This is a genomic window from Saccharomonospora sp. NB11 (assembly GCF_015910535.1).
Lineage (GTDB): Bacteria > Actinomycetota > Actinomycetes > Mycobacteriales > Pseudonocardiaceae > Saccharomonospora.
In genome coordinates this window covers 260,789-286,418 of sequence record NZ_JACBJG010000001.1, presented here as the reverse complement: position 1 = coordinate 286,418, position 25,630 = coordinate 260,789, and the positions used below count along the sequence as shown (strand labels likewise).

The 25,630-nt window shown below is 68.6% G+C and carries 28 protein-coding genes and 1 tRNA gene; 19 read left to right on the top strand and 10 right to left on the bottom strand.

The window, feature by feature from the left end; translation table 11 throughout:
• Positions 1–54: 54 nt before the first annotated feature.
• Positions 55–1,551, bottom strand: a complete 1,497-nt coding sequence (locus JAV51_RS01330; protein ID WP_197318724.1) for an FGGY-family carbohydrate kinase — start codon at positions 1,549–1,551, stop codon at positions 55–57.
• A 256-nt stretch (positions 1,552–1,807) separates the two neighbouring features.
• Positions 1,808–2,773, bottom strand: a complete 966-nt coding sequence (locus JAV51_RS01325) for a helix-turn-helix domain-containing protein (protein WP_197318723.1) — start codon at positions 2,771–2,773, stop codon at positions 1,808–1,810.
• 212 nt (positions 2,774–2,985) lie between these two features.
• Here JAV51_RS01325 and JAV51_RS01320 point away from each other — a divergent pair, with 212 nt between their 5' ends.
• Positions 2,986–3,654, top strand: coding sequence for a C39 family peptidase (locus tag JAV51_RS01320; RefSeq protein ID WP_197318722.1), 669 nt, complete (start codon positions 2,986–2,988; stop codon positions 3,652–3,654).
• A 16-nt stretch (positions 3,655–3,670) separates the two neighbouring features.
• Positions 3,671–4,621 carry a cutinase family protein gene (locus JAV51_RS01315; RefSeq protein WP_197318721.1) on the top strand — a complete coding sequence of 317 codons (951 nt, stop codon included), beginning with the start codon at positions 3,671–3,673 and terminating at the stop codon, positions 4,619–4,621.
• A 77-nt stretch (positions 4,622–4,698) separates the two neighbouring features.
• Here JAV51_RS01315 and JAV51_RS01310 read toward each other — a convergent pair whose 3' ends face one another.
• A complete protein-coding gene (locus JAV51_RS01310) occupies positions 4,699–5,262 on the bottom strand; it encodes a TetR/AcrR family transcriptional regulator (RefSeq protein ID WP_197318720.1) in 564 nt (187 codons plus the stop codon).
• 90 nt (positions 5,263–5,352) lie between these two features.
• Here JAV51_RS01310 and JAV51_RS01305 point away from each other — a divergent pair, with 90 nt between their 5' ends.
• The 4 genes from JAV51_RS01305 (at position 5,353) to JAV51_RS20155 (ending at position 8,658) form a co-directional block, all read left to right on the top strand.
• The gene (locus JAV51_RS01305; protein WP_197318719.1) at positions 5,353–5,934 is read left to right on the top strand and encodes a dihydrofolate reductase family protein; all 582 of its coding nucleotides are present in this window, start codon (positions 5,353–5,355) and stop codon (positions 5,932–5,934) included.
• 144 nt (positions 5,935–6,078) lie between these two features.
• Positions 6,079–6,390 (top strand): DUF6403 family protein, encoded by a 312-nt coding sequence (locus JAV51_RS01300; protein WP_197318718.1) that lies wholly within the window; start codon positions 6,079–6,081, stop codon positions 6,388–6,390.
• On the top strand, positions 6,383–7,744 hold the full coding sequence (locus tag JAV51_RS01295) for a hypothetical protein (RefSeq protein WP_197318717.1): 1,362 nt from the start codon (positions 6,383–6,385) through the stop codon (positions 7,742–7,744). Before JAV51_RS01300 ends, JAV51_RS01295 begins: the two co-directional genes overlap by 8 nt.
• Positions 7,741–8,658 (top strand): hypothetical protein, encoded by a 918-nt coding sequence (locus JAV51_RS20155; RefSeq protein ID WP_231641043.1) that lies wholly within the window; start codon positions 7,741–7,743, stop codon positions 8,656–8,658. The genes JAV51_RS01295 and JAV51_RS20155 overlap by 4 nt, the downstream gene beginning before the upstream one ends.
• Before the next feature lie 10 nt (positions 8,659–8,668).
• On the opposite strand, the gene JAV51_RS01285 is transcribed toward JAV51_RS20155, so the two are convergent.
• Positions 8,669–9,145 (bottom strand): DinB family protein, encoded by a 477-nt coding sequence (locus JAV51_RS01285; protein WP_197318914.1) that lies wholly within the window; start codon positions 9,143–9,145, stop codon positions 8,669–8,671.
• A gap of 61 nt (positions 9,146–9,206) precedes the next feature.
• On the bottom strand, positions 9,207–9,917 hold the full coding sequence (locus tag JAV51_RS01280) for an alpha/beta fold hydrolase (protein WP_197318716.1): 711 nt from the start codon (positions 9,915–9,917) through the stop codon (positions 9,207–9,209).
• 207 nt (positions 9,918–10,124) lie between these two features.
• On the opposite strand from JAV51_RS01280, the gene JAV51_RS01275 reads away from it, so the two are divergent.
• The 3 genes from JAV51_RS01275 to JAV51_RS01265 are packed head-to-tail and all read left to right on the top strand — an operon-like array spanning position 10,125 to position 11,297.
• Positions 10,125–10,427 (top strand): helix-turn-helix transcriptional regulator, encoded by a 303-nt coding sequence (locus JAV51_RS01275; RefSeq protein ID WP_197318913.1) that lies wholly within the window; start codon positions 10,125–10,127, stop codon positions 10,425–10,427.
• Positions 10,424–10,810: a VOC family protein gene (locus tag JAV51_RS01270; protein ID WP_197318715.1), complete on the top strand. Its 387-nt coding sequence runs from the start codon at positions 10,424–10,426 to the stop codon at positions 10,808–10,810. Before JAV51_RS01275 ends, JAV51_RS01270 begins: the two co-directional genes overlap by 4 nt.
• Before the next feature lie 52 nt (positions 10,811–10,862).
• On the top strand, positions 10,863–11,297 hold the full coding sequence (locus JAV51_RS01265) for a cytidine deaminase (protein ID WP_197318714.1): 435 nt from the start codon (positions 10,863–10,865) through the stop codon (positions 11,295–11,297).
• Positions 11,298–12,941: 1,644 nt separating this feature from the next.
• Here the strand turns inward: JAV51_RS01265 and JAV51_RS01260 are convergent.
• Positions 12,942–13,328 (bottom strand): NAD-dependent epimerase/dehydratase family protein, encoded by a 387-nt coding sequence (locus tag JAV51_RS01260; protein WP_307845705.1) that lies wholly within the window; start codon positions 13,326–13,328, stop codon positions 12,942–12,944.
• Here JAV51_RS01260 and xerC point away from each other — a divergent pair.
• Complete coding sequence (xerC, locus tag JAV51_RS20360; protein ID WP_197318713.1) at positions 13,321–14,181, top strand: tyrosine recombinase XerC; 861 nt, start codon at positions 13,321–13,323, stop codon at positions 14,179–14,181. The genes JAV51_RS01260 and xerC overlap by 8 nt on opposite strands.
• A gap of 53 nt (positions 14,182–14,234) precedes the next feature.
• Here the strand turns inward: xerC and JAV51_RS01250 are convergent.
• Positions 14,235–14,307: transfer RNA gene (locus JAV51_RS01250), tRNA-Arg, on the bottom strand.
• A 164-nt stretch (positions 14,308–14,471) separates the two neighbouring features.
• On the opposite strand from JAV51_RS01250, the gene JAV51_RS01245 reads away from it, so the two are divergent.
• The 6 genes from JAV51_RS01245 to JAV51_RS01220 all read left to right on the top strand — a co-directional run bounded on the left by JAV51_RS01245 (position 14,472) and on the right by JAV51_RS01220 (position 20,501).
• Positions 14,472–15,122 carry a response regulator transcription factor gene (locus tag JAV51_RS01245; RefSeq protein WP_197318712.1) on the top strand — a complete coding sequence of 217 codons (651 nt, stop codon included), beginning with the start codon at positions 14,472–14,474 and terminating at the stop codon, positions 15,120–15,122.
• A gap of 46 nt (positions 15,123–15,168) precedes the next feature.
• Positions 15,169–15,858 (top strand): response regulator transcription factor, encoded by a 690-nt coding sequence (locus tag JAV51_RS01240; RefSeq protein WP_197318711.1) that lies wholly within the window; start codon positions 15,169–15,171, stop codon positions 15,856–15,858.
• Positions 15,855–17,240, top strand: a complete 1,386-nt coding sequence (locus JAV51_RS01235) for a cell wall metabolism sensor histidine kinase WalK (protein ID WP_197318710.1) — start codon at positions 15,855–15,857, stop codon at positions 17,238–17,240. Before JAV51_RS01240 ends, JAV51_RS01235 begins: the two co-directional genes overlap by 4 nt.
• 124 nt (positions 17,241–17,364) lie before the next feature.
• On the top strand, positions 17,365–18,144 hold the full coding sequence (locus JAV51_RS01230; RefSeq protein ID WP_197318912.1) for a DeoR/GlpR family DNA-binding transcription regulator: 780 nt from the start codon (positions 17,365–17,367) through the stop codon (positions 18,142–18,144).
• 305 nt (positions 18,145–18,449) lie between these two features.
• Entirely contained in the window at positions 18,450–19,781 is a 1,332-nt protein-coding gene (locus tag JAV51_RS01225; protein WP_231641042.1) for a S1C family serine protease, read from the top strand.
• 219 nt (positions 19,782–20,000) lie between these two features.
• Positions 20,001–20,501: a molybdenum cofactor biosynthesis protein B gene (locus JAV51_RS01220; protein WP_197318709.1), complete on the top strand. Its 501-nt coding sequence runs from the start codon at positions 20,001–20,003 to the stop codon at positions 20,499–20,501.
• A gap of 218 nt (positions 20,502–20,719) precedes the next feature.
• Here JAV51_RS01220 and JAV51_RS01215 read toward each other — a convergent pair whose 3' ends face one another.
• From JAV51_RS01215 to JAV51_RS01205, 3 genes are all read right to left on the bottom strand, one after another.
• Entirely contained in the window at positions 20,720–21,367 is a 648-nt protein-coding gene (locus JAV51_RS01215) for an RcpC/CpaB family pilus assembly protein (RefSeq protein ID WP_197318708.1), read from the bottom strand.
• 167 nt (positions 21,368–21,534) lie between these two features.
• Positions 21,535–21,861 (bottom strand): FmdB family zinc ribbon protein, encoded by a 327-nt coding sequence (locus JAV51_RS01210; protein WP_197318707.1) that lies wholly within the window; start codon positions 21,859–21,861, stop codon positions 21,535–21,537.
• Between the two features lie 125 nt (positions 21,862–21,986).
• A complete protein-coding gene (locus JAV51_RS01205) occupies positions 21,987–22,598 on the bottom strand; it encodes a 5-formyltetrahydrofolate cyclo-ligase (protein WP_197318706.1) in 612 nt (203 codons plus the stop codon).
• Between the two features lie 24 nt (positions 22,599–22,622).
• Between JAV51_RS01205 and JAV51_RS01200 the strand changes: the two genes are divergently transcribed.
• From JAV51_RS01200 to JAV51_RS01190, 3 genes are read left to right on the top strand one after another with little or no spacing between them, the layout of a single operon-like run.
• Entirely contained in the window at positions 22,623–23,525 is a 903-nt protein-coding gene (locus JAV51_RS01200) for a UTP--glucose-1-phosphate uridylyltransferase (protein ID WP_197318705.1), read from the top strand.
• Positions 23,525–24,793, top strand: coding sequence for a gephyrin-like molybdotransferase Glp (gene glp / locus JAV51_RS01195; RefSeq protein WP_197318704.1), 1,269 nt, complete (start codon positions 23,525–23,527; stop codon positions 24,791–24,793). The genes JAV51_RS01200 and glp overlap by 1 nt, the downstream gene beginning before the upstream one ends.
• A gap of 11 nt (positions 24,794–24,804) precedes the next feature.
• Complete coding sequence (locus JAV51_RS01190; RefSeq protein ID WP_197318703.1) at positions 24,805–25,482, top strand: GNAT family N-acetyltransferase; 678 nt, start codon at positions 24,805–24,807, stop codon at positions 25,480–25,482.
• The last annotated feature ends 148 nt before the right edge of the window (positions 25,483–25,630 follow it).

The window sequence follows — 25,630 nt, the reverse complement described above, 5'->3', positions numbered from 1 at the left end:
CGGTCCGTTTCAGTCAGGTGACTGAAACGGACCCTACCGGACGTGATCGTCCGGTCACGTCCCTGCCGGTCGCGTCGCCCGCGCGGTCAGGAGTCGCTGTTGTTCGGCGAGGGCGTGCTGCACGGCGCGGCTCGCCGGATACAGCGCGCGGTACTGCGCGTAGAACGCGTCGTGGATCTCGCGGACGTCGGGATTCGGTTCGCACACGTGGGCGGGCGGGTTCCAGTCGGTCATGCTCACGGACTCCACCAGTCCGGCGGCGAGGAACGCGGCACCGTAGCTCGCTCCGACGGTCACGCTCGGCACGAGCTGTGGCAGTCCGGTGACATCGGTGACGATCTGGGTCCACAGCCCGCCCTGGGTGCCACCACCGACGGCGACCACCCGCGTGATGTCCGACCCCACCTCGCGCAACGCCTCGACGTTGTGTCGCACCGCGAACGCCGTGGCCTCCAGCACCGCGCGGTACACGTCGCCGCGCGTGTGGCTCACGGTCAGCCCGGCGATCACGCCCCGGGCGTCCGGATCGAAGATCGGCGTGCGTTCCCCGGCGAAGTACGGCAACACCAGGAGCCCGTTCGCTCCCGCGCCCGACTCGCGAGCCTCGGCCAGCATGGTCGCGTAGTCGGGGCCGCCCGTGAGGTCCCGCAGCCACGACGTGATCGCGCCGGAGGTGGCCATCCCGCCCGCGAGGTTCCGGGTGCCCGGCAGAGCGCCCAGCGTGCCCCACATGGCGGGCGTCGTCAGCCGCTCGCGCATGGTGTTGATCAGAAAGAGCGTCGTCCCGTACATGATCATGAGGTCGCCGGGGTTCTGCGCGTCGACGCTCACCGCTTCCGACCACGCGTCGATGGTGCCCGTGATCACGGGCACGCCCGCCGGGATTCCCGCCACCGCACGTGTCGTCACGCCCGCCCTCTCGCCGGGCCAGCGCAGTGGCGGCAGCTCCAGGTCCGGGCAGACGTGTCGGGTCCACGGTTCGTACCAGGCGGCGTCCACGGTGTCGAACAACGGCGTGCACTGGCTGGCGGAGTGGAAGTCGAGCACGTACTCGCCCGTGAGCCGGTGGACGAGCCACGAGCTGGGGACGAACAGGCGGCGAGCGCGCGCGTAGCGCTCGGGCTCGTGGTCGGCGAGCCAGCGTAGTTTCGGGCCCACCGCTTGGCTCGACAACATCGAGCCGCATCGGGCGAGGATCGCGTCCGCGCCGAGTTCGTCGTTCAACGCCTCGATCTGTGCGCCCGCGCGCGTGTCGACGCCGTAGAGGATCGCCGGGCGCAGCGGGGTGCCGTCGGCGTCGGTCACCAACACGCATGGACCCATGCCGCTGACACCCACCGCCGCCACGTCGACGTCACCGGGGGCGGTGAGTTCCTCGGCCAGCTCCACGAACTCGCGCCACCAGACCTCCGCGTCCATCTCCACGTGACCGGGAGCGGGGCGCTGCACCGTGTGCTCGCGGACGGCGGTGCGCACCAGTCGTCCGTCTCCCGTCACCAGCACGCCCTTGCTGCTGGAGGTACCGATGTCGACGCCGAGGTAGCCACGCATGTCCCGCAGACTGACAGGTGGCGGGCCCGGTGACAAAGAATTCGGTCGAAGGATTCGGTCGAACGGGCAGCGCTTCCGTTGTTGAGGGTCGCCGCCATGGCCTGGCAGCTCTACCACTGAGTCGAATCCCGCAGCCGCCGTCGCTCGCGTCGACGGCCGATCAGCCCTGCCCTCGTCGCGCGTCAGCGCGCGGCGTTGCGGGCGGCGGCGGACCTCGTCGAACGGTTGCTCCGACGGGTGTCCGGGCCGCGAAGCGTCACAGCAGTCCGCGCTTCGCGGCCTGGACCCCTGCCTGGAACCGGGTCGTCGCACCCAGCCGATCGAGCAGTGCGGCGATACGTCGCACCACGGTGCGTCGGGACATGTCGAGGCGTCGGGCGATGGTGTCGTCCGTCGCGCCGGCGGCCATGAGCGTCAGAATGGCGCGGTCCTGTTCCGGAAGACCCTGTTCGCCGCCCACATCCGTCACCGGAACACTCAGTGTCCAGAGTGTTTCGAAAATTCCGATGAGCGCCTGGAGTAAACCGGAGGCGCGCACCAGAAGTGCGCCTTCGAGACCGGAGTGGTCGGGGTCGGGCACCAGTAACGCCGACTCCGCGTCGCCGATGGTGAGTTTCACCGGCAGTTCGGGCAGCACGCGCACGCGTTCCCCCAGCTCGGCCATCCGCGTCATCGTGGTGAACAATCGTTGGTCGGCGTACACGGCCTGGCTGTAGAGAGTCCGATAGCGAATGCCCTCGGCCATTCTGCGCGTCTGCGTTTCCGCTTGCTCCCGGAAATGATGCGGCTTGCTGTAGTAGGGCGGGCGGTCGAGCCAACGGACCTGCTCTGCGGCCTGCTCCTGCAGCCGGTTGGTGAGCATGATGAGCGTCGCCGGGTGCTCGATCGGCTCGACGTACCGCAGCGGTCCACTCGCCGCGTGCGCGTGGTGGTAGAGCCGGTCCAGCTCGGCTCCCGCACGCCACAACCGAGCACGTCGTTCTTCCTCCTCCGCCAACGCCAACGACATCACGCGGTCGGGGGGAGCGGCCTCCCAGCGGGCGGGCTCGCCGTCGTCGGCGGCGACCAGGTCGAGCTCGGCCAGCGTGTGCAGGACCTCCAGCACCGTGTCCTCGGGCAGGCCGGTGTAGCGGGCGATCGCTTGGTGATCCGATCTGCCCCGCATCGTCAGGGCGCGGTAGATCCGCCCCTGGTCGCTGTCGGGCACGAGGACGTCGAGCACGGTCCCCTTCCGGTTTCCGGGCACACTGCGGGCCCGGAAATGATATGATCTTGCTCTTTTCCGGTCAACATACGAACGTCGGGAATTATGCAATGCCGAGTCGAGAATTGGCGCAACTGTGCGATGTCACAGGTGCGCCAGCTCGATCACTGGATATTGTCTCGCCGGTCTTGGCACCATCGAGTCCCATTTTCTGACTCAGGGGAGTAGGAATGCGTCAGCGAAAACTGGCCGCTTCGGCTGCCGCGCTCACGGTCATGCTCGCCGTTCCGCTGCTGGGGCCCGCCACTGCCGGTGCCGCCGTCGAGGCCACCGGTCCGGCCGTCACCGCGAAACCTGCCGCCGCCGACCTGGCGCAGGAACCGCGGGCGATGGGTGAGGTCATCCTCAACGTCGACTACCAGGTGCAGGAAACGGGTTACTGGTGTGGACCGGCCGCCGTGCGCATCGCGCTGTCGGCTCGCGGCATCTACCGCAGCCAGGCCGACCTCGCCGCGGAGCTGGGGACGCACACGGGCGGCACCGACTGGATCGGCCAGGTCACGCGCGTGCTGAGCAACTACGTCGGCTGGTACGAGACCAAGGAGATGCCCAACGATCCGCCCACGCAGGCCCAGAAGGACCTGTTGTGGCGCGACATCGTGCTCAACATCAACAACAACTACCCGATCGTCGCGAACATCGTCGCGCCTCCGGGCAACCAGCCCCCCGGCTATCCGCCGAACCAGACCATCTATCACTACTTCACGGTGATCGGCTACAACGACATCGACCGCACGGTGCTCATCGCGGACCCGGCGTCGTTCGGCGGCTACCAGTTCTACTGGCTGACCTTCGACCAGCTGGCCTCACTGATTCCACCCAAGGGATACAGCGCCTGACGGCGCGGAGGGAACGATGGCAAAAAACAGAAAAGGGCGTGCGGCGCTCCTCGCGACCGTCGCCGCCACCACCCTCGCCGGGCTGCCCGTCGCACAGGCAGCGGCTGAACCCGTCACGTCCAATGCCTGCCCGGAGACGGCGGTGTTCGAGGTCGACGGCTATGGCCACGGCGAGGAACTGACCAACTGGAACAACACGGCGTTCAACGCCAACCCGCCCGCCGGGTGGGAGATCGTCCAGGTGCCCTACCACGACGGTGTGTTCCCGGTGGTCGACGAGTACCCGCTGGACAAGGCGGTCGCCGACGGGACGAGTAAGCTCGACGCCGCGGTGCGGGACTTCCACGCCCGGTGCTCGGGGACTCGGTTGGTCATCTCGGGTTACTCCGAGGGTGCCTTGGTGGCGGGCAACGTGCTCGAAGCCTTGGCGAAGACGAACGACATCCCGCATCACCTCATCGAGGGCGTGCTGTACGGGAACCCGCGCCGGGCGTTCGGCGACGGCGGTGCGGGCGGCATCGCGGGTGGTATCGAGACGAACCTCCCGACGATCCTGCCCGACGTCACCATGCAGGGGCCGCACGAGTTCGGCGACCTCTCGGTGGCCGACATCTGCAACGAGAACGACGGCATCTGCAACTCCGCCAACATGATCACCAACCTGGCGGCGTTCGCCAACGGTCTCGTCGGCTACGCCTCCGGCGACCACGGCTACGTGCTGAACCCGGCGGCGGACCTCGGCAAGGGGCGGGTGCTGTACCGGCAGCCGCAGCGGGTGCCGCACGGTGCCCCGTTGCCGCTTCCGATCGGCACGCCGTGGCAGATCCAGCAGTTGCTGGGTGACACCACGATGGCTCGCGACGCGGCGCGGACGGCGGCCAACGGCCTCTCGGCGTTCGTGGGTCAGGAGACTCTCGACAAGCTGGCCGAGACCAACCCCTGGTACCTCCTCCTCAAGGAGGCCTGAGCAACGACGCTCACACCTCGACGGCCGCCTCGGGACACCGTTCCCGAGGCGGCCGTCCTTTGTGTTCTCTCCGCCGCTCACTCGGCGGGCAGCGCCCGCGCCACGAAGTCGGCCACCAACGCGTCGAGGTCGACGTCGTCGAGGACGTCGGGCAGCGTGAGGTGTTCCAGGATCAGTCCGCTCATCGCGTAGTACAGCAACACCGTCGTGAGGTCGTCGCCGGGCAGGCCGCCTTGACGACGTCCTTCGACGTTGAGCCGCAGGTTCTCCTTCAGTGTCGTGGTCAGTGTCGTGCGCAGGTCCGGCCGTCGGGTGGCTTCGAGTCGGAGTTCGAGCAGGGCGAGCCAGCCCGCGCGGTCGTCGGCGATGCGGTGCAGCAGCACCCGCATGAACTGGGTGAGCATCGCCTTCGGCTCGGTCTCGGTGGCATCGGCGGGGCCGACGGCCACCCGGTGGTGGATGCGCTCGGCTGCCTGTTGCAGCAGGTCGTCGCGGTTGGCGAAGTAGTTGGACGCGGTTCCCTTCGGCACGCCCGCCTCGGTGTCGACCGCGCGGAAGGTCAGGCCGCGAGCGCCGTCCCGGGCGAGCACCTCGATCGCCGCGTCGACGAGGGCGGTGCGGCGTTGTGGGTTGGTGACCATCGAACACCTCTCCGTCTTGACAACCACTGTGTCCATAGTACTACGCTCGAAGTACTTCAACTGGAGTGGTTCAAGTGGCGGGAGGCGCCCATGCGAAAACTGACCTACCTCGTGGCCCAGACGATCGACGGCTATATCGCCGGCCCTGCCAACGACGACCCGTCGCCGTGGTTCGTGCTGGAGGGAGACCACGCCGAGCCGTTGCGTCGGGAGTTCCCCGACATGCACCCCACGCACGTGCGCTCGATGCTCGGCCTGGAGGACGTGCCCAATCGGCATTTCGACACCGTGTTGCAGGGGAGAGGGTCCTACGAGATCGGGTTGCGACACGGCATCACCAACGCCTACCGGCATCTGCGCAGCATCGTGTTCTCCACGACGATGACGGAGAGTCCGGACCCGACGGTCGAACTGGTGCGTACCGACCCGGTCGCCACGGTGCGCGCGCTCAAGCAGCAGGAGGGGATGGACATCTGGTTGTGCGGCGGCGGCAGGCTCGCCACCACGCTGCGCGACGAGATCGACCGGCTGATCGTCAAGTTGCAGCCGATCGTCGCGGGCGACGGCATCCCGTTGTTCCACGGCGCGAGTTTCCGGCCGGAGCGCTACGACCTCACCGACGTCCGGCACTACCGCAGCGGCGTCGCCGTGCTCACCTACGACAAACGCTGACTCGGTTCGTCGAAGTGGCCTTCCCTCCGCGGGGCGGTGTCGGGAAGGATACGGCGTGATCGACGGCGTTTCCGGCGAGTTCGGGTCCGTTCGGAGGTTGTGAGAGCGACGGCACTTCGCCTCGAGAGAGAAAGCGATCGGTGCATGTCCTGGACGTGGTGGGTCTGGTCCCTCGGTGGTGCCGCTCTGCTCTGCGCAGGCTTCGCCGCCGCCTACGTACCTCGTCGGCGGGCTCGTCGACGGGCCGCGGCGGTGGAGTGGTCGACTGCGCGGGCGGCGATCACCCGTGCGGAAGTGAGTCGCGACGCCACTTCGGCCGCCGTGCCGGAGGCCGAACGGCTGCTCGCCCGCGCCCGGCACCTGGCGGCCGACGGTGGCGGCAGCGCTGCAGCGCGCGCGGCGGCGGACTGTGCCACGGAGGCCGACCGACTGTGGCGGGAGGCCGCCGATGTCTGACCACCACACCCGAGCCGAGGCCACGGCACACCGACGGACGTTGAGCCGCTGGGGCGCGCTCGTGCTCGCCGCCGTCGCGCTCGTCGTGTTCGTCGAGGCCCAACCCGACCGGCCCGACGCCAGCTACGCCAACACGTCGACGACGAAGTTGGCCGAGGGCAGCGCCGGGGAACTCAGCGACCACGGTGTCCCTTCGGTCGAGGAGATGACCGCGCTGCTCGACGAACGACCCGTGGTGCGGTTGCCGGGCTCGATCGCCGTCTGGGACGAGGATCGGGTGCGGGAGGCGATCGGCGACGCCGGATACCGGCTGCTCGTGGTCCCGCCCGGTCTGGACGAGGCCGAGCGCGACCGGGTCAACGACGTGGAGAACGCCGACATCGTCGTGCAGGGAACCCGGGTGTCCGGCGGCGGGTTCGAGGTGGTCGGCGACGAGCTGTCGGACTGGCGCGACCAGTTCGCGATCGGCGACGTGACGAGCGAGCTGGTCACATTGGTCCAGGCCCTGCGCGAAGTGCCGAGAGAGCAGGTGGAGAGCGACTTCGCGTGGCGGGAGCCCACCGAGTCCGAGCTGGCCACGGTGGTCGCCGACCTGCGCGACACCGGTGTCCACGTCGCGGAGGGAGCCACGCTCGGCGAGGTGCCGGAAGACTCCGCCCGCGGCGCGTTCCCCGACCAGGACCTCCTGGTGGTCGCGCTGCCGCAGCAGCCGCGCGGTGAGCCCGTCGCCCGGTACGGCCCCGCGCTCGCCGAGGTCTTCCCCGACACCCCGATCGTCGTCGTGTACGGGTCGTGGGTCGAGTACGACGGCCCGCACCGCGACGAGTTCGCCGAGGTGGCGGCGACGAGTTTCTACGCGCAGTTCGGCAGCAGGCTCAGCCGGTACGACTACCCGCAGGACAACATCCTGTACGCCTACCTGAACCGCGTGGGCGATTTGCGGTTCTCGGGCGTGTTCGGCAGGCCGACGCCACCGGAGCCGTTCGACCCGATGCCGACCGCGTTGCTGGCACTGCCGTTGGTGTTCCTGCTGTGCGTGGCGGCGTTCGTGACCACGTCGCTGCGACCCGTTCTCGGCGACGCCACCCGCCCGAAGAGTCCCTCGGCTCGACTGGCCGGGCTCACCGCGTTGTCGATCGAGGTCTCCGGACTGTCGGGCCGCGACACCGACCCGGCACTGGTGCGGGCCATCGCGACCCTGTCCTCGGCCAGGGAAGCCGAGGACAGCAATCTGGGCGAGTCGCACGTCCAGTCCCTTCTGGACGATGCCGAGCGCGAACTCGCCTCCGTCGCCGACTCGCTCGGCCGCCCCGACTACGCCCCCGACGTCTACTTGCGGAGCAGGATCGCATGACCCGACGCATCCCTGTCGCGAAGCGGCCGATCCTGCTGATCGCGCTGCTGTGTCTCGGTGTTCTGGGCTGGTCGGCGTGGACGGGCGGCTTCTTCGACGACGAGGTCGAAAGCCACGTCCGCACGTCCTCCTTCTACGCCGCGCCCGAGGTGGACGTGGACCGCGAGGCGGCCGAGCGCATCATCGGCGATCGCAAGCTCGTCGTGATCATGCTCGAACCGGGAGCCGACCGCGACGCCCTCGACGAGCGGTGCGAAGGCCACTGGAACGCCGCGGCGAACACACTGATGCTGGTGCTCAGCCAGCGCGACGACGAGTACGGAACCTGGGCCTGTAGTCATTTCCCCGGCGCGTACGAGGAGAACTTCGGCAAGAGCGTCGTCGTGGAGTCCATGATCGCCAATGGGGTCGACCAGTTCGTGGACCGGCCGCTGGAGGCGTTGAAGGTCGTGGTCGTGAATTACGACCTGCTGGTCGGCAGCGGTCATCAGCCTGACGGTTCCCGGCAGATCGACGCACCGATCGGACGGTACGTCGTCGCCGCGGCGACCCTGCTCGCCGTGGTGGTCGGCACGGCCGTCGCGTACGTCGGTGCCCGCCGGGTGGGCCGGGTGGCCGCGCGTCGGGCCGCGCAGCGCGAGGCGGCCGGCGACGCCCGATCGCGGTTGAGTGCCGCGGCGGCGCACCTCGCGCAACAGATCATCGACCTCGACCGGCTCCACGACGACGTGTCGACGGCGGCGCGGCGACGGAAGTTCCGGCAGCACTACCGGTCGGTCGTGTCGCAGTACACGCGGCTGGGCGAGCAGGCCGTCCGTTCCGACCTCGACGAACGGGAGGCGGAACAGCTCACCGCGAAGATCGAGGCGTTGAGCCGACGCTGCCGGGAACTGGAGAGCATGGCGACGCGCTGAGCGCGGCCTGTCACACCCCGGTGATGCCGTCGATGCGTTCCCGGATCAAATCGGCGTGTCCACAGTGGCGGGCGTACTCACCGACCATGTGAGTGTAGATCCACCGCAGCGACACCTCGCCGCCGTGGGGAAACGGTCGGAGCTCGTCGAGCGAGTGCGCCCGGCAGTTCCTCCGCGCGACGGCGACCTCGTCCTCCCACGCGGCCAGCGCCTCGGCCGGCGACACGTCGGCGGCGACGTCGAAGGCGCCGTCGTGACTGCCGTAGACACGCGGCAGATCCTCGCCGTGGAGAACCTGGCGGAACCAGTGGCGCTCCACGTCGGTCATGTGCTGCACCAGTCCCAGTAACGTCAGCGACGACGGCGGTACCGAGGCGGTCCGAAGCTGCTCGGTCGACAGCTCGGCACACTTGAGCGCCAGTGTGGCGCGGTAGAAGTCGAGCCACCCTTCCGCCATCGTGCGTTCGTCGGCGGCGAGGGGTGGCATGGGGCGGTCGTGCGGGGAGTGGTCCGGCATGGGCCGATGCTGCCACCCGGGTCGGACAGTCTCAGGGCACACGGTGCGCTTCCACGGCGCGGAGCACGACGTCCGCGAGCTGCGTCGGCTTCGTGAACTGCGGCCAGTGTCCGGTGGGCAGGTCGACGAGTTCGACGTCCCTGACCTCGGCGAGTTCCGCGACCATCGGATGCCCCTCCGCCAGCCACCCGCGTAGCAACTCGCTGGAGAACTCGCAGCACACGACCGTGGCGGGCACGTCGTGACGCCGTTCGTCGTGCAGTACGAGTCCGTCGTAGGCGACGCGCGCGGGCTCGGGGAGCGCCCGGGCGCGGAACGCCTGCCGCAACGGCTCGTCGAGGTCACGCAGGTCGGCGTCGGTGAAGTACGACCAGTCCGGCAGCGGAATCTCGCCGTCGACGACCGGGAGGTCGTCGTTGATGGGGCGTCCTGCGGGAAGCGGAGCCGAGTCGACGTAGACGACCCGTGCCACGCGGTCGGGCCGGGCGTCGGCGACCGCGTACGTGATGGCGCCGCCTCCCGAGTGCCCGACCAGCACGACGTCGCCGGTGCAGCGGTCCACGACGTCGACGACGGCATCGACGTGGTCCTGCAACGTGATGCCCCGGCGATCGGCGTCGAGGGATTCGAGCCCCGGCAGCGTGACGGCGTGCACACGATGCCCGGCGCGTCCGAGCAGCTCGGCGACGTCACCCCACGACGCGCCGTCCAACCAGAACCCGGGAACGAGAACGAGGTCCATGCCCACCACGCTACGAGTGGGGGCCGACGATGCGCGTCCCGAGCGCGTCAGCGGTGCCGTCGCCGCGGGACCGGAGACCTGCTTCCGTTCCGGCAGCCGTGACGGCCGATCGCGGCGAGCGTCATCGCGAAAGCGACGCAGTGGCGCGTGCGATCACACGGCGTCGCGCAGCATCGGGAGCCTCGACAGGCAAGTGAATACTTGCCTATGGTGGGTGTGGTGAGTGACGTGTTCAAGGCGCTCGCCGATCCGACTCGTCGGGCGGTGCTCGACGAGTTGACGGAGCGTGACGGCCAGACCCTGTTCGAACTGTGCGCGCGGCTCACCAGCAAACACGGCCTGACTTCGTCGCGACAGGCGATTTCCCAACATCTCGCCATCCTGGAGGAAGCGGGTCTGATCACCACGCGCAAGGAGGGGCGCAGCAAGTTCCACTGGCTCGACACGACACCACTGCGAGCCATCACCGACCGCTGGCCGGTGGCGGACGGCGGAAGGACGACACCGTGAGAATCAACATCACCAGCGTCTTCGTGGACGATCAGGAGAAGGCGCACCGCTTCTACACCCAGACGTTGGGCTTCGTGACGAAGCACGACATGCCGCTCGGCGACGCCCGTTGGTTGACGGTCGTGTCGCCGGAGGAACCGGACGGCACGGAGCTGTTGCTGGAACCGGACGGTCATCCCGCGGTGCGGCCGTACAAGGACGCACTCGTGGCCGACGGCATCCCGGCCGCCTCGTTCGCCGTGTCGAACGTGGAGGAGGAGGTCGAGCGGCTCACCGCGCAGGGCGTGCGTTTCACGCAAGCGCCGTTGCGGATGGGTGGCGTGACCACCGCCGTCTTCGACGACACGTGCGGCAACCTCATCCAGATCGCCGCACACGGCTGACCGGAGGTGAAAATCCGTCGGGCGGCGCGATGGAAGTCGGTAGGTTGACGGCGTGAAGCTCGATCAACGACTCGTGGACGCGGCGGTCGAGCAGATGCGTCGCCGCGACCGCACCGAAGCCGCAGCGGTCTACCTGGAGGACGGTCGAATCCTCACCAGCGTGGCGCTCGACAACCTCAACGCGGCGGCGTCACTGTGTGCGGAGACGGGCGCGATCTGCCAGGCGTACACGCTGGGCGTGGCCATCACGGCGTCGGTGTTCGTGAGTAGCTGGGGCAACGACGGCGCGATCACGGTGCTCGCCCCGTGCGGCATCTGCCAGGAACGCCTCGCCCTGTGGGGGCCACACGTGCAGGTCGGTGTCGAGGACCCCACTGCGCCGAACGGGTGGAGCGTGCGCACGCTGGCGGAGCTGAACCCGCATTACTGGGCGAAGCACTTCGTCGAAGGCGACACCTGGCCGCCACCTGAGGCGCACGCGGACTGATTACGGCGGCGTAAGCCTTCCGGGCGTGTCACCTCGCGCCACGCCGTGGGTGTGCTCGGGCGATGTTGGGTTCGTCCGTTGGAGGTCGGGTACGTCGCTGGAGGAAGCCGACCCTGGGGCCCTGTGGGAGGCGTCGGTCGTCGGCCGGGAGTGCATCGGCCCCGCAGCGGAGAAGCGCTCGGGCGGTCGGTGCCGGACTGGGCCCCGCGGCTGCTCGGTCACGCGGGGAGGGCCACTATCAAGATTCGAAAGTGGAAAGTCGCGACATGAAGTTCTGGCCAATGCGTGGCCAGAGGAGATGCGCCCCCGGGAGGATTCGAACCTCCGACACCCGCTTTATGGCGGCGCGTCTCTCGTCATCTGTCGATGGGGCTCAACATCGGCTGTGACCTGCTCGAACAGGCAGAGCAGTGTTACCAACTTCGGGCGATGAGTGTCGTCATTTGACGTTGATTGGCGAGGGTAAAGCGTGGCGACGATCAAGGAGTGCGTTCGCGTTCAGCTTTCCAGAGGCGCAACGCTCGGTGTCGCAAGGGCTGGGCGCGCTCGCGTGAATCTTTCAGCCACGCGAGCGTGTCCAGCACTTCGCGTGCTGGACAGCCGTCTTCGATCCATGTGAGCGCACAGGTTGGCCAGTGATCGGAGGTCCACGTGAGAGCAAGACGTAGCAGTTGACTCCATGGGGGCAGGCCGGCGGTGGCAACGTGTGGCGCTGCCGCGTGTTGCACGTTGGTGTACGGCTGTTCCAGGAGAGGCAACAGGGCGATAAGCGCGTCGCTAGCGGCCCTGGCGTCCGACTCATCGTGTCCGACCGACCATGCTCCATCAGCATCCACGCCGAGCATCAGGCCATACTCGTTGACTCTGAGTACCGGCTGCCACTCTGGTATTCGCACATGGCCCACGCTAGCGCCACCGAGTGACGTCCTGCGCCGCATACAGGTGGCAGAGATAGGTATCACTTGACCGCCCCCAGGATCACGAAGCACCGCCTTAGGAGGGCGCTTCGGCCATGCCCTCTGCCTGCTTCCTGGCTGCTGACCTGCGCCCCAATGTGTCGCCTGGTGGTGGTCAGTTGTCGTTGGTTTCGGTCACTAGTGCCTCCCATGTGCCCCCAATGTGCCCCGTGCTGGTGCTGATGGGTGGACTCAGCACCAGCGGTTGTTGGTGAACTGCGTCCGGCCTGGGGTGATGTCGCGGTGAAGGCCTCTGACCTGCGTGTTGGTGCTCGTCGGTTGCCGTCGTTTCGCGTTGGTCGTCGCTGCCGCCTGTACCGGAGTTGTACCGGGAGCGCCACGCACGCGGGTGGCTTGGTGTTCCATCCCGTCTGACCTGGCGTAGCCCGATCACGCTGTGTCAAGGGGGCAACCTTCCTCGTTGACCGGCGGCTGACGTTGCCAGGCTTGCCCCCTTGACGCGGCGTGATAGCCCTCTGGGAGGTCGGACGGGATGGAACACCTACCGGACCACCACCGAACCGCAACGTGCGTGATGGTCCCGGCCATCCCGGAGACCTGCCCGCCCGGCGAGGGCATCTCTTCTTCCTTCTGGCGGCCCCGGCGGGGCCGCCCTTGAACAAGAGAAGAAAGTTTGGAACAAGAGAAGAAAGTTTGAACACACGCGCAGTGGTGGGCTCCAGAAGGCTCATGCGGCTTCGAATGCGTGCCAGGCGTCGGTGATGATGTCGGCGAGTGCCGAGTGTTGTGGCTGCCAGTCGAGTTCTTGGCGGATGCGGGTGGTGTCCGGGACGATGTGCTTGACCTCGTCGACGGCTGGCTTGCGTTCGATGGCGATTGGTCGCCTGGTCACCTTCTCCGCGGTGGTGATGATGTCGCTGACGCTCGCTCCCTGTCCGCTGCCGACGTTGAATCGGCCGAAGGTTCGGGGCGTGTTGAGAGTGGCGATGACGGCGTCTGCGGCGTCCTGGACATGTAGGTAGTCGCGAACACTGTCGCCTGCGCCGTTGACCGGTACGGCTTCACCGTTGCGTGCGCTGATCAGTACTCGGGGGATGATCGCGCTGGTGGACACCTGGCGTCGCTACCTGGCTTCACGTGTGGGTGCTTTGCGTATCCAGGATGTTCGGGTCTCGACGGTCAACCGGGTCATCACCGAGATTCGCGACCAGGTGGGCCGCGGGGCGGCTTCGCACGCCAAGGTGGTGCTGTCTGGCATCTTCGGCCTGGCGGTGCGACACGACGCGCTCGACAAGAACCCGGTTCGCGAGATCGAAGGCCTTGGCAAGAAGAAGCGCAAGAAGGAACGCCTGGTCAACGCGCGCACCATTGGTGCTGTCTTGGCGCTCTTCCATGCCTCGGAGAAGGCTGCACGCTGGGATCTGGTCGACATGGTGGATGTGCTCTCGGGGCTTGGCTGCCGGATCGGGGAGCTGCTCGCGCTGAACTGGGACAGCTCGGTCGACTTCGACGCCGGCACCATCCGGTTCCACGGCACGGTCATCCGCGTCACCGGCAGGGGCCTGTTCGTGCAGGACCACACCAAGAGCCGCGCGGGGATGCGCACCATCCGCCCGCCGGCGTGGGTCATGGACATCCTGAAGCGACGGCACGCTGAGACGGAGTCACCGTGGGTGTTCCCCTCCGCGACGGGGACCTTGCGAGACCCGGACAACACGCGGGCGCGCATCCGCCAGGTCGTCGCCGGGACGGCGTTCGAGGGCCTGCATCCGCACGACTTCCGTCACTACGTCGCGGGTGTGCTCGACGACGCCGGGCTCACGGCTCGGGAGATCGCCGACTACCTCGGTCATGAACGCATCAGCACGACGCAAGAGGACTACATGGAGCGTGGTGTCGTCGGCGAGGATGCGGGGCTGGCTCTCGCTGAGCGGCCACGGACCGGACCCGCGAATATCGAGGGTTAAACGTGGGGAGGTTCGGCGTAGCTCCCCTGGTCGGCTCGTGACCAGGGGGTTTGCGCCCCCGGGAGGATTCGAACCTCCGACACCCGCTTTAGGAGAGCGGTGCTCTATCCCCTGAGCTACGAGGGCTTGTGAGTTCTCGACTCTACGCATACCTTAGCGCCTCCGTCGGTCCACGCTGTGAGTGGGACCTTGACGGAACGCGGGCCGCTCACTGTAATACCTCCACTACTTATCAGTAACCGCATTGTGACTGGGCGCGTGACGCGCTCCGTCGGCTGCCGGAGGCGCTGTTGATCAAGGTGATGTTCGCCGACGACGAGGAGCTGGTCCGGTCGGGGCTGCGCGCGATGGTGGCGCCTGCTTCAGACATCGAGGTGGCGGGCGAGGCTGCTGACGGCAGAACGGCGGTCGAGGCGGTGCGGCGGTTCCACCCGGACGTCGCGTTGCTCGACATCCGGATGCGTACTCCTGACGACGGCATCCGTGCCCTGCGGGCCATCCAGACCTTGCCGAACCCTCCGGTCGTCGCCATGTTGACGACCTTCGACATCGACGAGTACGTGAGCCTCGCGCTCCGCTTCGGGGCCAACGGCTTCCTGCTGAAGGACATCGAGCCCGCCATGCTCGTGCGCGCCATCCGCGACCTCGCTCGTGGCGGTGCGGTGCTCGATCCCGGCGTGGCGGCGCGCATGGTCAACGCGCATCGCGACGGGCAGCGTGCGTCAGCACCGGCGCGTGAGCTGATCGCGTCGTTGTCCGAGCGGGAACGCGAGGTGGTGACACTGATCGGGCAGGGTTTGTCGAACGCCGAGATCGGGAGTCGGCTGCATCTGTCGGAGGCGACCGTGAAGGGCTACGTGTCCGCGGTGCTGTCCAAGATCGGCGCGGCGAACCGGGTGCAGGCGGCGCTCCTGGCCTACCGCGGTGGTCTCGTGGACTGAGGACGTCGTTAAGGAGCTTCTCAGCCGTCGGGGCCAGACTGGACCCATGCGCATTCTCGTTGTGGACGACGACCGGGCTGTCCGGGAGTCGCTGCGGCGTTCGCTGGAGTTCAACGGCTACCAGGTGGAGCTCGCCGGCGACGGAGCCCAGGCACTGGAGAAGGTGGCCACCGATCGTCCCGACGCCATGGTGCTCGACGTCATGATGCCGCGTCTCGACGGCCTCGAAGTCGCGCGTCGGCTCCGGGGAGTCGGTGACGACCTGCCGATTCTCGTGTTGACGGCGCGGGACGCGGTTTCCGACCGGGTGGCCGGACTCGACGCCGGGGCCGACGACTACCTGCCGAAGCCGTTCGCGTTGGAGGAACTGCTGGCGCGGTTGCGGGCGTTGCTGCGTCGGGCGGGCCAGGGCGGGACCGGAGGCGACGATGACGTGCTCACGTTCGCCGACCTCACGTTGAACCCGAACACGCGGGAGGTGTCGCGCGGAGGGCGGCCGATCAGCCTCACCCGAACCGAGTTCTCGCTGCTCGAACTCTTCATGTCGCGGCCGAAACACGTGCTGGCTCGCAGCCGCATCCTCGAAGAGGTTTGGGGTTACGACTTCCCCACGTCCGGTAATGCGCTTGAGGTCTACGTCGGCTATCTGCGACGGAAGACCGAGGCGGGCGGGGAGCCGCGACTGATCCACACGGTGCGCGGTGTCGGTTACGTGCTGCGGGAGACACCGCCGTGACGACGGCTCCGGACGCACCTCCACGACGCAGGCGCTTCTCATTGCGGGCGCGCGTGTCATTGCTCGCCGCCGTCTGCGTGGGCTGCACGGTGGCGTTGGTGTCCCTGGGCGCCTACGTCACCGTGCATCGCAACCTCTACGCCGAGTTCGACGAGAACCTCGTGAACCGCGCCCAGGCGGCTGTGCGGAGCCCGTCGGTCGAGAATCGGCTGCAGTCCGTGCCGGGTGCGTTTCTGGCGAGCAGTGACGTCCACATCGGGCTCCTCACGGCGCAGGGCGGGCTCGTCTATCCACGCGCGGGGACACCGCCACCGTGGGGCCGCAGCGAACTCGCCGTCGCCGACGGCTCCAGCGAGTCCTCGCTGCGGACCGACGAGAAGACCGACATGCGGGTCGTGGCACTGCCTGCGGGCAACGGCGTGGCGTTGGTGCTTGCGCAGTCGCTCGCACCGACGAAACGAACACTCGGTGAACTGGCTCTGGTGCTGCTGTTCTTCGGCGGCGCGGGAATCCTGGTGGCCGCTGCTGCGGGTACGGCCGTGGCTCGCGCAGGTCTGAGACCTGTGGAGCGCCTGACCTCCGCGACGGAGCGGGTCACGCGCACCATGGATCTGCGGCCGATTCCCGTGAGCGGTGACGACGAACTCGCCCGGATGACCCAGAGCTTCAACACGATGTTGGCCGCGGTTGCCGAGTCGAGAGACCGTCAGCGCCGACTCGTTGCCGACGCGGGCCACGAGCTGCGAACGCCGCTGACTTCGCTGCGCACGAACTTCGAGCTTCTGCTGGCGGCGAGCCGGGAGGGCGCTCCGACGTTGTCCGCTCGGGATCGCGCCGACATCGAGGCGGACATCCGGGCACAGCTCGACGAGGTCACCCAGCTCATCGGCGACCTCACCGAACTCTCGCGCGAGGACAGCGCCACGGAGACGACGGAGCGCGTCGATCTCGTCGAGGTGGTCGAGCGCGCACTCGACCGGGCTCGACGCCGAGCCGGCACCATCGAGTTCCGGACGGACCTGCGACCGTGGGTGCTGATCGGGGATTCCCACGGACTCGAACGTGCGGTCCTGAACCTGCTCGACAACGCCGTGAAGTTCTCGCCACCGGACTCGGTGGTCCACGTGGCACTGCGGCCCCTCGGCGACGGCACGGCGGTGATCGAGGTGTCCGACTCGGGGCCGGGTATCGCGGCAGAGGACCTTCCGCACGTGTTCGACCGCTTCTACCGCGCCAACGAGGCCCGCACGTTGCCGGGCTCCGGACTCGGTCTGGCGATCGTCAAGCAGGCGGCCGAGCGGCACGGAGGCACCGTGTACGCGTCGAACAAGCCGGACGGCGGCGCGCTCATGGCACTGAGGCTTCCCGGTATCACGGGCTGACGCCGTCGAAGGCTGTGCCCCGCTCGGGTTCTCGTCACTCCCCGTATGGGTGATCATCACCGAGAGTGCGGTTGTTCGCGTACGCTTTTCTGATAGAGGCGTGGTCGCGGAAACGGAGTCGACAGTGCTGGCGCGGCAACGACAGGCGGTCATTCTGGAGGAGACCCGACGCACCGGTGCGGTTCGGGTGAGTGACCTCGTGAGCAGGCTGGGTGTGTCCGACATGACCATCCGGCGGGATTTGGACGTGTTGGCGGGCCGTGGCCTGGTCGAGAAGGTGTACGGCGGCGCCACCCGCGTGTCGGGCGGGTCCCCCGTCGAGACCTGTGTGGAGGCGAGGGCACGGCACGAGGCCATCGCGGCCGAGGCGGCACGTCGGGTGAGACCCGGGCAGGCGGTGGCCTTGTCGTCCGGTCCGGTCACGAACGTCCTTGCCCGCGTGCTGGACCCGGTGCCGAACCTGACCGTGGTCACCAACTCCCTCACGGTTGCCGACATCGCCGCCTCGTCCGCACAGCCCGACCGGGTGGTGATCCTGACCGGGGGAGTGCGGGGCGGTTCCGACGTGCTCGTGGGACCACTCGCCGTGCAGAGTCTGCGCGGCCTGCACGCGGACCTCGTCTTCCTCGGGGTGTACGGGATCAGCGAGCGTGCGGGTTACACCGTGGCCAACCTGTCGGAGTGCGACGCCGACCGGGCTCTGGTGGAGACCGGCCGGAGCCTCGTCGTCCTCGCCGACCACACGCGATGGTCCGTGGCCGGCATCTCGACGGTCGCGTCGCTTTCCGAGGCCGACGCGGTGATCAGTGACGAGGGACTGGACGACGCGGCGCGCGACGTGCTCTCCGCCCATGTGGGCGAGTTGACGCTCGTGCCGCAGCCGCACCGAGAGGGCTCACGCTGAACAAGGCGGTGCGGCAGCCCGCGGACGGCCGTCGGACTGTCCACCGCGACGGGACGGAACGCCCGCTGCCGCGCACGGCGGCGGACAGGGACCGAGACCCGGCCTGGTTGTACTTGGAGCTGTCCTCGGTGCGGTGAGCGCGGGACGAACTCATGTACCTCGCGGGGTCGGAGCCGACCACGGGGGTCCGGATCAACGACAACACCTCGAACCGGGTCGTGGAGCGCGCCGCTGGTCGGTGCACTCGTACCGAGCACACAGCCGGTCTTCAGCGTGCTCTCAGGAGTTCGCCCCATTATGGAGACATGACCGAGAACGACCCTTCCGCGCAGGACAGGCCGACTCCGGCGCCGGGAACGCCGGAGCAGCCGGACTCGGCACACAGCGACCCGTCGGGCCCCCGCGATGCCGCCACGGGGCCGACGGACGCAGGCGGGCCGTCGCACGACTTCCAGTACCCGCCCCACACACCGCCACCCGGGAACACAGCCGGGGGTTACGGGTCGTCCCCCTACGGACAGGCGCACTACGGCGTGTATCCACAGGCCGACAGTCCAACGCGGCGGCAACAGACCGCGATGGTGATGCCGCGCAAGCTCGTGGCAGGCGTCGCGTTGCTCGCGTTGCTGGTCGGCGGTGCAGCCGGAGCGGCGGGCGGATATCTCGCAGCCGACAACGCCGCTGCGCCGCCTGCGCCGAACGCACTCGATCAGCCGCTTCCGGCCAAGCAGACCGGCAATCCGCCCGAGGGAAGCATCGAAGCGGTGGCCGCGAAACTCGAACCGAGCGTCGTCCAGCTCCAGGTGCAAGGCCTCGGCTCGGCCAACGAAGGCTCCGGGTTCGTCATCAGCGAGGACGGCTACATCCTCACGAACAACCACGTGGTGGAGGCTGCGGCTCGGGGCGGCCGCATCACGGTGTCGTTCCGCAACGGCGACCGAGCGGAAGCCGAGATCGTCGGCCGAGACCCCACGACCGACATCGCCGTGGTGCGGGCGGACGCCGACGGGCTGACCACCGTCGAGTTGGGGCGTTCGGACGATCTCCGAGTGGGCGAGTCCGTGGTCGCGGTCGGCTCTCCGTACGAACTCGCCGGCACGGTGACGGCGGGCATCGTCAGCTCGTTGAACAGGCCGGTGACCGCAGGAGGTCAGGGTGACCAGGCCACGGTCATGGACGCCATCCAGACCGACGCGGCGATCAACCCCGGCAACTCGGGTGGCCCGTTGGCCAACATGCAGGGGCAGGTCATCGGAATCAACTCCGCGATCTACAGCCCCTCGCAGGGCGGGAACGTGGGCATCGGGTTCGCGATCCCGATCGACCAGGCACGCCGGACCGCCGACGAGATCATCGAGAACGGGCAGGCGACGCAGACCTTCATCGGGGCAACGGTGGGAGACGCCCCGCGAGGCGGTGCGCGGATCGGTGACGTGCAGGCCGGTAGTCCCGCCGAGAAGGCCGGCCTCAAGTCGAACGACGTGATCGTCAAGATGGGCGAGCGTCGCATCGACGACGCGAACACGTTGGTCGCCGCCATCCGGACGAGGGCGCCGGGCGAGAAGGTCACCTTCACGCTGGCTGACGACAGCAAGGTCGAGGTCACGTTGGGTGGCCAGCCGGTCCCCGTCAACTGAGGACGAGAACGCCGCGGGCGCGCGCGGCGGCGAGAGCGTGCCCGCGGACTTCGGGGGGACTCCGCTCACCGAACACGGGCGGGCCATTCGTGCGACCGCGTTGCTGTCGTGCGACCCCAGGACGAGGGCGAGGTGCTGTCGGCGGACGACACGGAGTGGGTCCGCCGACCGCGCGGCACCGATCACCCTGAGTCGGCGAGTGGCACTACGGTAGTGGTCATGGAACGGGATGCACAGCGGTTGGGTCGGGCCCTCGTCGTGATCGTGGACGACCGGTTGGCGCAGGGCGAACTGGAAGACAGCACGGGACCGCTCGTCACCGAACTCCTGGAGGAAGCCAACTTCATCGTCGACGGCATCGTGGTGGTGCGCGCCGACACCGTGGAGATCCGCAACGCACTGAACACGGCGGTGATCGGCGGCGTCGACCTGGTGATCACCGTCGGTGCCACCGGAGTGTCCCCGCGCGACGTCACGCCCGACGCCACCGCGGGCGTGCTCGACCGCCCCGTCCCCGGCATCGCCGAGGCGTTGCGTTCGTCCGGTCTGGCCGCGGGTGCTCTGGACGCCGGCATCTCGCGAGGCCTCGTCGGAATCTCGGGCAGTACGCTGGTGGTGAACCTCGCAGGCTCCCGCGCCGCGGTCCGCGACGGCATGGCGACGTTGTCGGCGCTCGTGCCGCACGTCATCGACCAGCTCTCGGGCCTGGACGGAGCCTGATTCCGAGCCGAGACACCTTGGACGACACTGTGCGACCGGACGATCAGAGCCGCCGTGAACGACCGCGGCGCCGTAAGACTCTCGACGATGTGTTTGGTGACGTCCTTCCCACCACCACGCGCGACGAGCGGGAGCCGTCGTCCTCCTCCGGTCTCCCGGACGACTGGTATCGCGAGAACCGGCCACCCCACCACGACCGGTGACCATCCGAGTGGACGTCATCGCAGCGCCACGGTGACAGGTCGGTCCAGCCCGGCCGCTGCGACGTGCGCTGCCTGCTCGGCGGCGACGGCCACCAGCACGAGTGGGCGGTGCGTATGGAGTGGTCCGCCGATGCGTTCGGGCTCGGGCTTCGTCACCATGACCACCCTCGCGCCTTCGGCGAGCACGTCTGCCTGATCGGTCCCGTCGCCGGCGGGAACGACGACGTCGACGCGAGCGCCTGGCCGCAGCAGGCCGCTGACGTCGGGGTCCGCCAGCCGGAGCGGCACGGTCGTGAAACCTGGTGGAACGCTGCGCCGATCGTCCAGGCGTACATCGGTGACGGGTTCACCGGCCCTTGCGGGTCCGACGAGCCGCCGGTGCACGGCCTGCCGTAGCTCGGACAACGCACCGTCCGGGCGAGTCGCGACGGCCATGTCGACCACGCGGAGATCGGCGGACGACAGGGCTGAACCCGACGTCACGTCCCGGGTCGTCACCAGCGTGGGGAGCGTTCGTTCCTGATCGGTGCCCGGAACTGCGGCGAGACCGGCGGCGACGAGAAGCAGCGCGATTGCGATCCCCCGCCGGACGAGGACGAGTGATCGCCCGCGCAGCCGGGCCCGCAAGAGATGTCGCCGTCCACGGGTACGTGTGTCGTCCATGCTGCTTCCCCCTCGTCGTCCCTCCGTGGCGCGCGTCACGCACGCCAGGGACGAAGGTAGGAGCTCAACCCACCCTCAGGAAGCAGCCGACCGACAGCCTGTGGACAACTCCGCCCCTGTGGACAACCGGCTCACGCGGGCCGTGTCACGGGCGCCGACAGCTACGGTCAGGAGGCCGCGGCGGTGGAGGTGCTGGAGCTGGACGAGCTGGAGGAGGTGGAGCCGTTCGACGAAGAGGACGTGCTGGACGACGAGCTGCTCGAGGAGGACGAGGACGAGCTGGACGAGGGCTTCGCCGCGGTGGAGGTCTTCGAGTCCGACCGCGAGTCCGTGCGGTAGAACCCGCTGCCCTTGAAGATGACGCCGACGGACCCGTAAAGCTTGCGCAGCGGCCCCTGGCACTCGGGGCAGTCCGTCAGGCTCGCGTCGGAGAACGACTGGACCACCTCGAACCGGTGGTCGCACTCCTTGCAGGCGTACTGATAGGTCGGCACAAGGTCTCCTTCAGAGGATTCGGCACTCCCGTTCTGGCACTCGGAAGCCGAGAGTGCTAACGCAATTCTGCTCGATCGTGTTCCCCGAGCGCAATCGAGGTCCAGGTGGGACACAGCGGCGTGGCTCACACCTCGGGGCGTTCGGCAAGGTGGACGAGCCCTCGTCGAGGGGTGACGGCAGCGTGCACCCGGACGTCGTGAGGCTCGGAGGGCAATCGGTCGACCAGCTCGGAGTCGCGGACCACAGCGACGAATCGGGTCGTGCGGGCAGCGAGCACCAGCGACCGATCGTAATAGCCTCCGCCCTTGCCCAGCCGCACGCCGACGTGATCGACCGCCAGGGCGGGCACCAGGACGACGTCCGCCTCCGCCACGACGCGAGGCCCGAGGCGGCTGCCGGTGGGCTCCAACACCGACGGCATCGCACCGGGAGCGAGTGTGTCCGGGCCACCGTACTCGGCCCAGTCGAGCGGCCCGGGCTCGTCCGGGATCACAGGAAGGAGAACTCTGATGGTCTGAGCTCGGAGAACGTCGAGTAATCCGCGACTTCCCGGCTCGGTGCCGAAGGGAACGTAGGCGCACACGGTGGACGCCCGCAGCTCGGCGAGGGCTTGTGAGAGTGCCGCAGCTTCCTCGGCACGCTGTTCGGGTGGGACGGCGGCGCGTTCGGCGCGAATCCGGGCACGCCACGCTGTCTTGCCACTCGCCGGGGGGTTGTCGTTGTCGGTGCGTCGCACGCGTCCAGGCTAGGCTTTGCGGCCATGACGGGCGCCACGATTGAGACCACGTTCCGGACCGCCATCGTCCCGGCCGCGGGGCTCGGCACCAGATTCCTGCCGGCCACGAAGGCTGTGCCGAAGGAGTTGTTGCCGGTCGTCGACACGCCGGGCATCGAGCTCGTGGCGAGCGAAGCCGCTCAAGCGGGTGCTCAGCGCATGGTGATCGTGACCTCTCCCGAGAAGAAGTCGGTGGTGGACTACTTCTCCGGTAAGCCCGAGCTGGAAGCCACGCTCGAACGCAAGGGTAAGACCGCATTGTTGGAGAAGGTCCGTCGAGCGCCGGGATTGTTGGACGTCGAGGTGGCGATCCAGGAGGAGGCGCTGGGGCTCGGTCACGCGGTGGCGCAGGCGGAGCCCAATCTCGACGAGTCCGACGAGGCCGTGGCAGTGCTGCTGCCCGACGACCTCGTGCTGCCCACGGGTGTGCTCTCGAAGATGGCGGAGGTTCGTGCGCGCCATGGCGGAAGCGTCCTGTGCGCGTTCGACATTCCGAAGGAACAGATCTCGCCGTACGGCGTCTTCGACGTCTCGGACACCGACGACGCCGACGTCAAGCAGGTGCACGGGATGGTCGAGAAGCCGGCTCCGGAGGACGCGCCCTCGACGTACGCCGCAGCGGGACGTTATCTGCTCGATCGGGCGATCTTCGACGCTCTGAAGCGCATCGAACCGGGTTCCGGCGGTGAACTGCAGTTGACCGACGCCGTCGCGCTGCTGATCTCGGAGGGGCATCCGGTGCACGTCGTCGTCCACCACGGTGGTCGACACGACCTGGGCAACCCCGGCGGGTTCCTGCGCGCGGCCGTCGATTTCGCACTGGACAACCCCGACTACGGCCCCTCGCTCCGAGAGTGGCTGATCGAACGGATCGGTACTGCCGACTGATGACTGAGACCGAGTCGACCGTCGTCACACACCCGACCGCCGAGCTGCGGTCGGTCGAGGATCAGCTCGCACTGCTGCTGAAGGCGGCGGTGCGGCCCCGTCCTGTCCGGGTGGCGATCTCCGAGGCCCAGGGACTGCTCTGTGCCGAGGAGGTGGTCGCCGAACAGGCGCTCCCGGGATTCGACCAGGCGGCCGTGGACGGCTACGCCGTGCGCAGCGTCGACGTGCGCACCGCCAACGAGGAACCCGTGGAGATGCCGGTGGTGGGAGAGATCCCGGCCGGTTCGCGACAGCCCAGGCGGTTGCAGCCGGGACAGGCCGTCCGGGTCGCCACCGGTGCGCCGCTGCCGACTCTCGCCGACGCCGTCGTGCCGAGTTCCTTCACGGACGGCGGCACGGCGAAGGTCACGGTCAAGCGCCCGGTTCCCTCCCACGGCTACGTCCGCCGGACCGGTGAGGACGTCCAGACCGGTGACGTGGCCGTGCGCAAGGGCGACACGATCGCCGCCGCGCAGGTCGGCCTCCTCGCCGCGGTGGGCAGGTCCAAGGTGCTCGTGCACCCACGGCCCCGCGTGTCGATCATCTCCGTGGGCGACGAACTCGTGGACATCGACCGCACACCCGCCGTCGGCCAGGTCTACGACGTCAACTCCTACGCCCTCGCCGCCGCGGCTCGGGACGCGGGCGCGGAGGTGAGCAGGGTGGGCATCGTCCCGCTGGACCCGAAGCGGTTGCGGGAGACCGTCGAGGGCCGGTTGCTGATGTCCGAGGTCATCGTCGTGGCCGGGGGAGCGGGCGGCACCATCGGCGAGGAGGTCCAGGCCGCGCTCGCCGACCTCGGCGAGATCGACACCACGCGGGTCGCGATGCACCCCGGCTCCACCCAGGCATTCGGGCGGTTGGGTCCGGACGCGGTGCCCACGTTTCTCATCCCGGCCAACCCGATGAGCGCGTTGGTGGTGTTCGAGGTGATGGTGCGTCCGCTGATCCGCGCGGCCCGGGGAACGCGAAACCCGCACCGCAGGACCGTGGAGGCGCGGTTGCTGTCGCCGATCACGTCCACGAAGGGCAGGCGCGGTTACCTGCGGGGACAGCTCCTGCGCGACGAGAGCAACGGCGAGTACCTCGTCCAGCCGCTCGGCACCAGCGGGTCGCACCTCCTCACGTCGCTGGCCGAGGCCAACTGCCTCATCACCGTGGACGACGACCTCGACGAGGTCGCGGCGGGCGAGCAGGTCAAGGTCGCCTTCCTCGCCCCGCGTGCGTAGCGGGGCGGATCATGTCCCCCGGGTCCGGTGTGCCGTACGTCGCGGAGCCCCAACGTCCCGGGTGGCCCGCGAGACTGGGCCCGCTGGTCGTGCCCGCGGGTGTGGTGCGGTTACGGCCTCTGCGGCTGCGCGACGGGCGTGACTGGAGCCGACTGAGGCTTCGTGACCGCGACTACCTCGAACGTTGGGAGCCCGCCCAACCGGGCGGCTGGCGCGAGCGCAACGCGGTCTCCGCCTGGCCGTCCCAGTGGTCCGGACTGCGTCGGCTCGCCAAACGAGGCGAGTGCTTTCCGTTCGCCATCACGGTCGACGACGAGTTCGTCGGCCAACTGACGATCGGCAACGTCATCCGCGCCGCACTGCGGTCGGCATGGATCGGTTACTGGGTCTCGTCCGTGCACGCCGGGGGTGGGGTGGCGACGGCGGCCGTCGCGTTGGCGACCGATCACGCGTTCACCGAGGGCGGCCTGCATCGGCTCGAAGCGACAGTGCGTCCGGACAACGTCGCGAGTCTCGGCGTGCTGGCCAAGGCCGGGTACCGCCGGGAGGGATTGTTCCTGCGCTACTTGCTGGTCGAGGGACGGTGGCGAGATCACCTCTGCTACGCGATCACGGCAGAGGAGATCGGGGACGGGGTCGTCGCCCGGCTGGTGGAATCGGGTAAGGCGAGTCGGCTCGAATCACGATGATCGTGTGAAGTCGGTGTGGGCCAACCAGGTGAGTCGGCGGCGAGTCCGGCGAGTCTCCACACCTTCCGTCACCTTCGTGACTAGCGTGACGAGAGCCGGAGTGCGGGCGGAGTGCGGGCCGCGAGGCCGAAAGAGTTCGACACACCGG